Source organism: Caballeronia udeis, assembly GCF_044909315.1.
In the GTDB taxonomy this organism is placed as follows: domain Bacteria; phylum Pseudomonadota; class Gammaproteobacteria; order Burkholderiales; family Burkholderiaceae; genus Caballeronia; species Caballeronia udeis_A.
On record NZ_JBIYEB010000008.1, the window covers coordinates 108,548 to 118,449 of the forward strand.

A 9,902-nucleotide genomic window follows, 5' to 3' on the forward strand; every position below is an offset into this window, starting at 1 on the left:
CCACCATGATCGACATCACAGTTACACCGGGCGATGATCTGATCGACGTTACGCGGCGCATCGCGGTGACCGGTGCGCGCGCGGGCGCACTGCTTACTCTTCGCACGCAGACGGTACGCGGCGCAGGCACGGTCTGGACGAGCCGTGCGGTCTTCCGCGCAAATGACCAGGGCATCATCGATCTTTCCCGGGATGCACCGGTCGAAGGCGACTACAGCGGTGTATCGCCAATGGGTCTCATCTGGTCGCAGGTTCCCGTTGAAGCGGGCAAACGCGAGGTGTTTCCTGCCGACGTCTCCAAGGCGTTGTCGACCTGCATCGAAGTCATCGGTGAAGACGGGCAGGTATTGAGCGCCACACTGCTGAACCAGCGGCTGATGGCGCCCGGCGTGCAACGGCGCGACATGCGCGTTGACGGCTGTGTCGGCACGCTGTTCCTGCCTGCAGCACCCGGCCCCCATCCCGCCGTGCTCATACTGAACGGGTCGGGCGGCGGCATCAACGAACCGCGTGGCGCGCTTTACGCATCGCGTGGATATGCCGCTCTCGCCCTTGGTTACTTCAAGACGCCGGGGCTGTCCGATTACATCTCCAATACGCCGCTCGAATATTTTCGCCGTGCGCTCGACTGGATCGCGCGCGAGTTGCAACCGGCATCTGGCTTCATTGCGGTGAGCGGACAATCACGCGGTGGCGAACTCGCGTTGCTGCTCGGCGCAACGTATCCGGATCGGATCAAGGCGGTGATTGGTTACGTGCCCGGCGCGGTCGTTCACAGTGCGCAGAATGCCGCCGATCCGGCGACAGGCCGCGAAGGTCCGACCTGGCTGCTCGACGGCAAGCCGCTGCCGCACCTGTGGGAAAACAACCGCACGGCGAGCTGGAAACCCTTCGACGAAGGGCCGCCGCCGCATCGTCACGAACGCGCGATCCGGACCGCGTTGCTCGACAAGGAAGCGGTCGAGCGGGCCCGGATTCGCGTCGAAAATACGGATGGACCAGTGCTGCTGCTCTCCGCCACCGACGACGGGTCGTGGCCCTCCTCCGACTACTCACGCATGGTCGTGGAGCGGCTTGAACAGGAGAAGCATGCGTACCCGGTGCGCCATCTCGACTTCGATAACGCCGGCCACGCGATCGTGTTTCCGTATGTCCCGACCACGCAACTCGTGTATGCGCATCCTATTTCCGGACGCATCAGCACGGGCGGCGGCAAACCCGCAGCGAACGCACGCGCCGATGAATCATCGTGGCGCGAAGTGCTGGCTTTTCTCGACGCAGCCGTCCATTCCCGCGCATCAAACAGCGCTGGCGACTCTGCTGGCAACTCTTTCAGGCAGGAGCAAGCATGACAGACACCTACGATCTCAGCACCGATATTGTCGACCGGATTGCAGGCCTCACGCCCGGTTCGCCTGCTTACGCGACACGGCATAAACGCGACAAGGTTGCCGCCGCGACCCAGCGCAGCTACGAAGCGCTCTTCGATCCCGCGCTGCCGGATTTGTCGCTGAGTGACCGCTTGCTGCTGGCGTTGTATGCCTGCACGTTGTCGAATGCCCCTGCATTAGCGACTCATTATGCGGAACGGCTCGCTTCGATCAATGCGGACCGTGCCGTGATCGACCAGATCGCGCAAGGCTCGATCGACGCTCAGGAACCTCGCTTGCGCGCGATGCTTGCCTTCACGCGCACGCTGATCGAGTCTCCCATAGACGGCGACAAAACCGCACTGGAACGCCTTCCTGCCGCCGGCATTCCTACGCCGGCCGTGGTCGCCCTCGCGCAGTTGATCGCCTTTCTTTCCTATCAGATTCGCCTGACGGCCGGTTTGCGCGCGCTGCAGGTCTTGAATGCAACGGAGGCAGCATGAGCCGGGTAATTGAAGCGCAGGGTTTCACGAATCGCGTGCTGGGATGGGACGCGTGGCTTGACGTGGTGGAACTCGCCGATGCCTCTCCCGAGCAGATCGCCGTGCTTGAAGAGAGTCACCCGAAGGCGAAGGTATCCGACTATTACCTGTTCCTCGTGCATCAGCCGGAAATCCTGCGGCAGCGCTCGGCCGCCTTCAACGCAATCATGTATGCGCCGGGCGGCTTGCCGCGCTCGGAGCGGGAGCTGGCGTCGACCGTGGTTTCGCGGGTCAACGGCTGCGTGTATTGCGCGTCGGTGCACGCGCAACGTTTCGAGCAACTGGCGAAACGCGACGACGTGATCGAACAGGTTTTCAACGATCCGGCCACCGCGGGAACGTCGTCACGCGAGAAGGCGATCGTGCTGGCGTCGATCGACCTGACGCTCACGCCGGGCCAGGTTGAGCCGGCGCAGTTGCGAGCGCTCCGCGATGTGGGTTTGAGCGACGACGAGATCCTTGACCTGATTCATTCCATTGCCATCTTCGCGTGGGCCAACCGTCTGATGCTCAATCTCGGCGAACCGGTGGGATAAGCGGGCCGCGGGTTGATCGGCAATGATCACGCCGATCACGCCAATCACGCGGAATACTCGTTGCCAGAGGGCCGGCCCGGTCCGGCGTTTCTCCCTCGCTCTCCGGTTCCCCTGTAAACTCCGCACCAGGTCAGGCGTGCCTCGGCGCGGCTATCCTTTAGGGCATAAACTTTGCTCCGCTTGAGCGCCGCCTGACCACGGCTCGATGTCATTCCTAAAAGTGTGAGGCTTTTCCCACCGGGGTCTCATGAAACAATATCGTCCACGTCCCCCGCGTTTTCCGCACGGCCACTCTCACGTGGCCTGGCGCGACCTGTCGTTGACGTCGGCCCCTTTCGCGCTGCTGTTCGTCGTGGTGATCGGGCTGATCGTGTGGTTGGCGGACCCCGCTCCGCCGAGAACCATCACGATCAGCGCGGGTCCTCAAGACAGCTCGCTACTGGATACGGCCGAGCGCTACAAGAAAATCCTGGCGCGCAACGGAGTCACCCTCAACGTGCTCCAATCCGATGGTTCGGTTCAAAACCTGCAAAGGCTGATGGACCCCAAGAGCCATGTCGATCTCGCACTGGTGCAAGGGGGCGTGTCCGATGCGGCGGCCAGGGCGTCGCTCATATCCCTTGGGAGCGTCTTTTACGTTCCCCTTGTGGTGTTTTATCGCGGCAAGGGAATGACACAGCTGTCGGACCTGGAGGGCAAGAAGATAGCGATAGGCCGCGAGGGCAGCGGCACGCGCCGGCTGTCGCTCAACCTGCTCGAGGCCAACGGCATAGCGCCGGGCGGCGTCACCCAACTGGTGCCGCTCGACGGCATGGACGCGGCGAAGCAGCTGGTCGCGGGGAATGTGGATGCCGCACTGTTCAATGGCGACTCGACCACACGCGGGCTGATGCTCAGGTTGCTGGGCATACCGGGCATCTCCGTGATGGATTTCACGGAAGCGAGCGCTTATACACGGCTCTTTCCATATCTGGACGAAATCGACCTGCCGCCGGGCGTCCTCGATCTCCGGCGAAAAATTCCACCGCAGATCTTGCACCTGATCGGCCCGACAGTCGAGATCCTCGCGCGGCAAAGCCTGCACCCGGCCATTTCGGATCTGGTCATTGAAGCCGCCCAGGAGGTCCACGGAATGCCGGGGCTGCTGCAAAACGCCGGGCAATTCCCCAGTCCGATCGCCCGCGAATACCCCATCAGCGAAGAGGCCACGCGCTATTACAAGTCGGGCAAGAGTTTCCTCTACCGCATCCTGCCCTTCTGGCTCGCGAGCATTGCAGACCGGATACTCGTACTGCTGCTGCCCGTTGCCGTGTTGCTGATCCCGGCCTTGCGGCTGATTCCGGCGTTGTATGCGTGGCGGGTGAGATCGCGGATCTACCGGTATTACGGCGCGCTGATCGCGATAGAACGCAGCGTGCTGGAAAGCTCGATAGAGGAAGAGCGAAAGGCGCTCATAGCGGAACTCGATGAGATCGAGCAATCCCTGAATACCTTGCGGATGCCCCTCGCGCATGCGGACGCTTTTTATGTCCTTCGCGAACACGTCGGGTTCGTGCGTGCGCACCTGAGCGAAGCGTCGCGGCAAAAGGTGTCCGGCTAGGGGTTTGTTCTCACTCCCTGCCCGGGAGGGTTGGCCGCTTCGGCCGGAGAACGGTCATGCAACGCAACGTCGCGCCCTAATACACAATTTCGGATTTAGAAATAGCGAATCGATATTGGCGCGAGTCACGCACGCCCGCCAATAATTCGATGGTGGAATTCCATGCATCGCGGTCCGCACAAACAATCAGGACTGCTGCCGCAGCGCCGGAATCCCGCGAACCTCCACGGGCCGCACCTAAACCTTCAGTCTCCATGCCGGTGGACGCAGCGAGTACCGTCCGGGCTCGCTCGCACCTGCTTCATAACAATTTCGGGGCGACGATGAGCGATACACCCACCACCACTCCGGCTTACGAAGCCGAACGCAGGCCCGACCGGTCCAGCAGCGGCCCCTTCAAAACCGAAGACTGGTGGGCCGTCTGGATCGGCCTGGCCATCATCGTGATCGCGTACCTGCTGTTCGCGTCGGGCACGAGCATCAAGTGGCTGGCAGTCGCGCCCGCCAAGTGGTCAAGCATTTCCCAGGCAGCAACGGACCTGGGACATCACCTCCCAAACTACATCGCACTCTTTATCGTTTTCACCGTTCTGTTCGGTATCGCGGTCACGGCGCTCGGGCAACGGGTCGCGCAGTTCGTGCCGGGCTTTCTTGTCGTGTTCGCGGTTTCAACGCTGATTTTCATCGGCGGGGCCTGGACCAGCTCGTCGACGTATAACCTCGAACCGCCGCTGATCGCGCTCGCGCTCGGCCTGATTGTCTCGAACCTGACGCGGCTTCCTGCATGGCTTGTGCCAGCGTTGCGCGTCGAGTTCTATATCAAGGTGGGTATCGTACTGCTCGGCGCTACGCTGCCCTTCACGCTGCTTGTGTGGGCGGGTCCCGTCGCAGTCGGGCAGGCGACCATCGTTTCGCTGGTCACCTTCTTCGTCATCTTTCTGGTCGGCCGAGCGCTCGGACTGGACAAGCGTTTTGCGGCCGTGCTCGGCGTGGGCGGCGCGGTATGCGGCGTATCGGCGGCCATCGCCATTGCGGGAGCGGTGCGCGCGAAGCGGGAACAAGCGTCGGTCGCCATCACGCTCGTGGTGGTCTGGGCAATCGTGATGGTGTTCGCGCTGCCGTTCGTCTCCCGTGCGTTCGGCTTGCCGACCGGCGTAGCCGGTGCGTGGATAGGAACATCGGAATTCGCGGATGCCGCCGGCATTGCCGCCGCGCAGGCATACGGCGATCTGGCGAAGCATGCCGGCAGCGCCATTGCCGGTACGCCGGAAGCTTCACTGCAAGCCTTCACGCTGATGAAGGTGGTGGGACGCGACATCTGGATCGGTATCTGGGCATTCGTGCTCGCGATCGTTGCTACCACACGCTGGGATCGCGACGAACCCGGCGCCGTGAAAACGCAGACGACCGCGCGCGAGATCTGGACGCGCTTTCCAAAATTCGTAATCGGCTTCCTGATCGCCTCGGCGCTGGTGACGTGGATCGGCAGCCACTACACGCTGACTGAATACCGTAGTGTCGTGACACCGGCCTTCGTCGCGCCGGTCACCGCATTGCGCACGTGGGCGTTCACCTTCTGTTTCCTGAGCATCGGTCTGACCACGCGGCTCGGCAGCTTGTCCGCGACGGGTGCGAAGCCTTTCATCGCGTTCACGGCGGGCGTTGCCGTGAATGTCGTGATCGGCTACCTGCTCTCGGTGCATGTGTTCGGGGCGTATTGGGCCTCGTTCGGCCAATGAAGATGAACAATGCCGCCGAGCTTCATGACGCTGGTGCTTCCCGCGCAGTCTGCGCGGCCTGCCGGCATTGCGAACAAGACCGTCATGTCCTCGAAGCGACCATTCCCGGGCTGACTTCGTTCAGTTCGGGATTCGGAGCAAGTGTGGGAGATACACGTCTTTGCCGACGCCACGATCAATTGATATCGCCGGGCGATTCGTGCGTTGAATTCGAAGCCGTACTCGAAGAGACGCCATTGCTCTGACGGTGTCGCCCTGTGGGATCACGCAATAACCAGACGTGGGTCAAGCTTGGCCAGGGCATAAGCCCTGACATGCGCCACGAAGGAAGGCAACAGGAGTGCTGGCGGCCGGTGCGAAGGAATCAGGACGGAAAAGTGCGTGACCACCGACGAGTCAAAAGGACGAAAAACAACCCCATTCCCTCTGTAAGAGATCGCTGTCATCGCGTCGATGATCGCTACGCCGGCGCCTGCCTCAACGAACGAACAGACCACGTAGGACACCTGCGTTTCAATCTGGACTCCCAAGCTGACGCCGTGAGATGCAAACAAGGCATCCAGCTCAAGGCGCGACTCCAGCTCACGTGGATAGGCAATCAGTTGCTCACCGGCAAGGTCCTTCGGCTCAATGTGTGAGCGTGAGGCCAAACGGTGCCCGCTCGGCAGCGCGCACACCATCTTTGTAGAAACCAGGCGCTCACCATGCGCGCTCGGCTGGTCCATCCTCAAGATGGCAAAGCCTACGTCGCACCGTTGTCCCACGACCATGTCGACCACGGTACGCGACGAATGCGCGAGAAGCGAAATGTGGGCGCCGGAATGTGACTTCAAGTAATCCGTCGTGGCGTGAGGCAGGAACGAATGTGCAAGCGCGGGTGCGGCCACGATTTGCAGCGTTCCGCGCTGCAACGCGCGTATCTCCTCCGCTGCCCGCGCGATTCGATCCATGCCCGACAATGACCGTTGCACTTCTTCGAAAAGCGCTTGCGCCTCTGCCGTTGGATGCAGACGTTTCTTTTCCCGCTTGAACAGTGCAAACCCCAAGGAAATTTCCAGGTCGGCCAGCAAGCGTGTTGTCGCCGGCTGAGAGATATGAAGCATCTCGCTAGCCCGCGTGACGGTCGCACAAAGCATCACGGCACGGAATGCCTCAAGTTGTCGTAGTTTCATTCAAGATAGTTCATAACAAAACACTATCATCAACCCAAAAAAAACGATTATCCAGTTTAATTTTCGCGCCATATTCTAATTTCACGGCCTGCATCTACCCGTATTTAACGGAAAATTCAGTCATAACAGTCCGTACTCAGATTGAGTAAAAAGTCACGTCGATTTGTCTTGAACCTGAAAAACGCTTGCCTTGGCCATTGCGCTTGAGGCTTTGCCGCGCTGCACGCCTACGCATCCGGGCGCCGCTGGACCGGCATTGCCCGACGATAAGGGATTACCCCGGTCTATAACTCTTTCGAATACGCCACGCCAATATCGGACTTTGACAGCCAAATTTGACGACTTCACCTTAGCGTCACCGCTGAAACAACACATCTCGATCGAGGGCTAACACTTGAGCAACCGAATCTTGTCCACGCTGGTCGTGGCGCTGGCTACCGCGGGCTTATGCGTGCCCGCCGCCTCGCAGGCGCAGACCGATCCACGTCCGGTTATCCGCGTCAGTTCGGGCGCCGAAGACAACGTGACGCTGGATCCGGATCGCGCCACGTCGACCAACGATGTCGGGGTGGTTGCCGAGATCTTCAATGGTCTTGTCCGCTTCGCCCCCGGCAGCGCCGATCCCAAGTCGCTCGAAGCCGACCTGGCCGAAAGCTGGGAGGTGTCGAAGGACAGCAAGGTGTGGACGTTTCATCTGCGCCATGGCGTCAAGTTTCATGGCGACTGGGGCGAGCTGACTTCCGCGGATGTCGTCTATTCGCTGCAGCGCGCCGCGGATCCCAAGAGGTCGAGCTTCGCGGCAAACTTTGCCGTGATCGACAAGGTCGAGGCCACGGACCCGTACACCGTGCGCATCGCATTGAAGTACCCCGACGCCACCTTCCTCGGGCGTGTATCGAACTACCACGGCGGCAATATCGTCAGCATGAAAGCGGCGGAGAAATACGGTAACCAGTTCGGCAATAATCCCGTCGGTACCGGGCCCTTCGCCTTCAGCAAGCATGTCACGCAGCAATACGTGCAACTCGTTGCGAACGACCAGTATTTCCGCGGCAAACCGAAGCTCGCGGGCATTACCTACCGGATGATCCCGTCGGACAGCGATCGTGAACTGGCCTTCAACTCGGGCGAGCTCGACATCATTGCCGGCAAGCGCGAACAACGCTGGGTGGAGCGCGCCCGCAAACGCAGCGGGACGAATGTCGATATCTTCAGACCCGGCGAATTCCGCACCCTGTTCATCAATCGCACGATCAAGCCGCTCGATAACATCAAGGTCCGGCAAGCGCTGGCCGAGTCGATCAACGTCGACGAGATCATGCATTACGTCGGCGCGGATGTGGCCACCAAGGGTTGCTCGGCAGTCCCTCCCGGCTACCTGGGCGAGGACTGTTCGAGCGGCGGTTATCCATACAACGTCGCGGATGCCCGCAAGCTGCTGACCGAAGCCGGTTTTCCGAATGGCATCACCATCAAGTCGGTCGTGTCGAATATCTCGGAGCAGGAACCGATCATGGAAATCGTCCAGTCGCAGCTGGCCAAGGCCGGGATCAAACTGACCATGGAAGTAATCGATCACTCGACCTATCAGGCGCAAAGCCGCAAGGACCTGAGCGCGCTGGTGTTCTACGGCGCGGCACGCTTTCCCACCGCCGATGCCTACCTGAGTGAATTCTACGATTCAGCCGCGGCGGTGAATTCTCCGACAGCGATGTCGAACTTCTCGCACTGCTCGATCGCGGACGCCGACATCCGTGCGGCGCGCGTGGAGCCAGACCCGCAAAAGCAACTGGCTTTGTGGAAAAGCGCGCAGCAGAAGATTCACGACGACGTCTGTTCGGTGCCGTTGTTCGGCTTGTTACAAGTCTGGGTTCACAGCAACAAGGTCGTATATGGGTATGACTTGAAGGGGTCACTGAACCTCGCACCGCCTATCACCGAGACGACGTCGCTTACTGGTCACTGAGCAATTCGGCCGAGACCTGTGCGGCCACGAGACGCGCGCCTTCAATAAATGTATCGACGAGACCGGCATTGCGCGATGCCGGCATCCGGCAGAGTCGGAAATCGAAGGCCATGTCCGGCTTGAAGCGGCGCAGCACCATCCGGTCCTGCGAGCCGTCGGCGAACAGAGGATGAATCAACGACACACCGAGACCCGCGGCAATGAATTCGCAAACGGTCGGCGCAGTGCCGGTTTCAAGCACCACGTTCAGTCGCACTGCATGGCGCTGGAACATTGCTTCGACCATCTGGCGAGTCTGGCTCTTGGCCGAGAACGTGATGAACGGAGCGTCGTCGAGGTCCTGCGGACGAATGATTTTTTTCTTGCATAACGGATGCGCGGGCGGCAACGCGCAGATCAGGGGATGTTCCATGAGCGACTCGCTATCGATGTACGGATTGTCCACCAGGCCGCTGACCAGGCCGACATCGATCTGCCGTGTGATCAGCCAGTCGGCCACGAACTGCGAGCTGCGCGTCTCTATGGACACGCGTACATCGGGATGGACCTTCAGGAAATTCATGACCACGCGCCGGATGAATGAACCCGACAAGGCGGGCAATACGCCCACCGTGAGATGCCGCTGTTCGTCGCGGCGCAGCGAGTCGACGGCCTGCTCGACCTGCCGCACGCCGGCGAAGATGCGATCGATTTCCGCATACAGGCGCATGCCGTGGCGGGTCGGCGCCAGCTTGCCGCGGACGCGCTCGAACAGGGCCAGCCCCGTCTCCTCTTCGAGGTGCGCCAGCAGTTTGCTCACTGCCGGCTGCGAGACGAACAGGACTTCCGCAGCGCGGCTGACCGTGCCCTGTTCTATGACTGCCTTGAACGCTTCGATCTGGCGCAAATTGAGTTGCCGCTTCATGCCCTGCCCCTTGGAAATAGGCCGACCAACCGATACCGATGCGCGTTCGAGCATAACAAACATTGACGCGCGG

Annotated in this window: 6 protein-coding genes and 1 pseudogene; 5 read left to right on the top strand and 2 right to left on the bottom strand. The window is 61.0% G+C overall.

The features are described 5' to 3' along the window. Positions 1-5: 5 nt before the first annotated feature. The 4 genes and pseudogenes from ABH944_RS15285 to ABH944_RS15300 all read left to right on the top strand — a co-directional run bounded on the left by ABH944_RS15285 (position 6) and on the right by ABH944_RS15300 (position 5,787). Complete coding sequence (locus ABH944_RS15285; RefSeq protein WP_472975132.1) at positions 6-1,352, top strand: acyl-CoA thioesterase/bile acid-CoA:amino acid N-acyltransferase family protein; 1,347 nt, start codon at positions 6-8, stop codon at positions 1,350-1,352. Continuing rightward, positions 1,349-2,448, top strand: a pseudogene (locus tag ABH944_RS44640) (CMD domain-containing protein). The gene ABH944_RS15285 and the pseudogene ABH944_RS44640 overlap by 4 nt, the downstream one beginning before the upstream one ends. Before the next feature lie 247 nt (positions 2,449-2,695). Next, entirely contained in the window at positions 2,696-4,048 is a 1,353-nt protein-coding gene (locus ABH944_RS15295; RefSeq protein ID WP_404607598.1) for a TAXI family TRAP transporter solute-binding subunit, read from the top strand. Positions 4,049-4,371: 323 nt separating this feature from the next. Beyond that, positions 4,372-5,787 carry a YeiH family protein gene (locus tag ABH944_RS15300; RefSeq protein ID WP_404607596.1) on the top strand — a complete coding sequence of 472 codons (1,416 nt, stop codon included), beginning with the start codon at positions 4,372-4,374 and terminating at the stop codon, positions 5,785-5,787. Positions 5,788-6,050: 263 nt separating this feature from the next. Here the strand turns inward: ABH944_RS15300 and ABH944_RS15305 are convergent, their stop codons facing one another. After that, entirely contained in the window at positions 6,051-6,959 is a 909-nt protein-coding gene (locus ABH944_RS15305) for a LysR substrate-binding domain-containing protein (RefSeq protein ID WP_404607594.1), read from the bottom strand. 394 nt (positions 6,960-7,353) lie between these two features. Between ABH944_RS15305 and ABH944_RS15310 the strand changes: the two genes are divergently transcribed. After that, positions 7,354-8,925, top strand: a complete 1,572-nt coding sequence (locus tag ABH944_RS15310; RefSeq protein ID WP_404607592.1) for an ABC transporter substrate-binding protein — start codon at positions 7,354-7,356, stop codon at positions 8,923-8,925. Here the strand turns inward: ABH944_RS15310 and ABH944_RS15315 are convergent. Then, the gene (locus ABH944_RS15315) at positions 8,912-9,829 is read right to left on the bottom strand and encodes a LysR substrate-binding domain-containing protein (protein WP_404607590.1); all 918 of its coding nucleotides are present in this window, start codon (positions 9,827-9,829) and stop codon (positions 8,912-8,914) included. The two genes, ABH944_RS15310 and ABH944_RS15315, sit on opposite strands and share 14 nt — an antisense overlap. Between the last annotated feature and the right edge of the window lie 73 nt (positions 9,830-9,902).

Excerpts from the sequence above, each read along its gene's own strand:
- ABH944_RS15305 (WP_404607594.1), bottom strand. The coding sequence starts at position 6,959 with ATGAAACTACGACAACTTGAGGCATTCCGTGCCGTGATGCTTTGTGCG.
- ABH944_RS15315 (WP_404607590.1), bottom strand. The coding sequence starts at position 9,829 with ATGAAGCGGCAACTCAATTTGCGCCAGATCGAAGCGTTCAAGGCAGTC.
- ABH944_RS15285 (WP_472975132.1), top strand. The coding sequence starts at position 6 with ATGATCGACATCACAGTTACACCGGGCGATGATCTGATCGACGTTACG.
- ABH944_RS15300 (WP_404607596.1), top strand. The coding sequence starts at position 4,372 with ATGAGCGATACACCCACCACCACTCCGGCTTACGAAGCCGAACGCAGG.
- ABH944_RS15295 (WP_404607598.1), top strand. The coding sequence starts at position 2,696 with ATGAAACAATATCGTCCACGTCCCCCGCGTTTTCCGCACGGCCACTCT.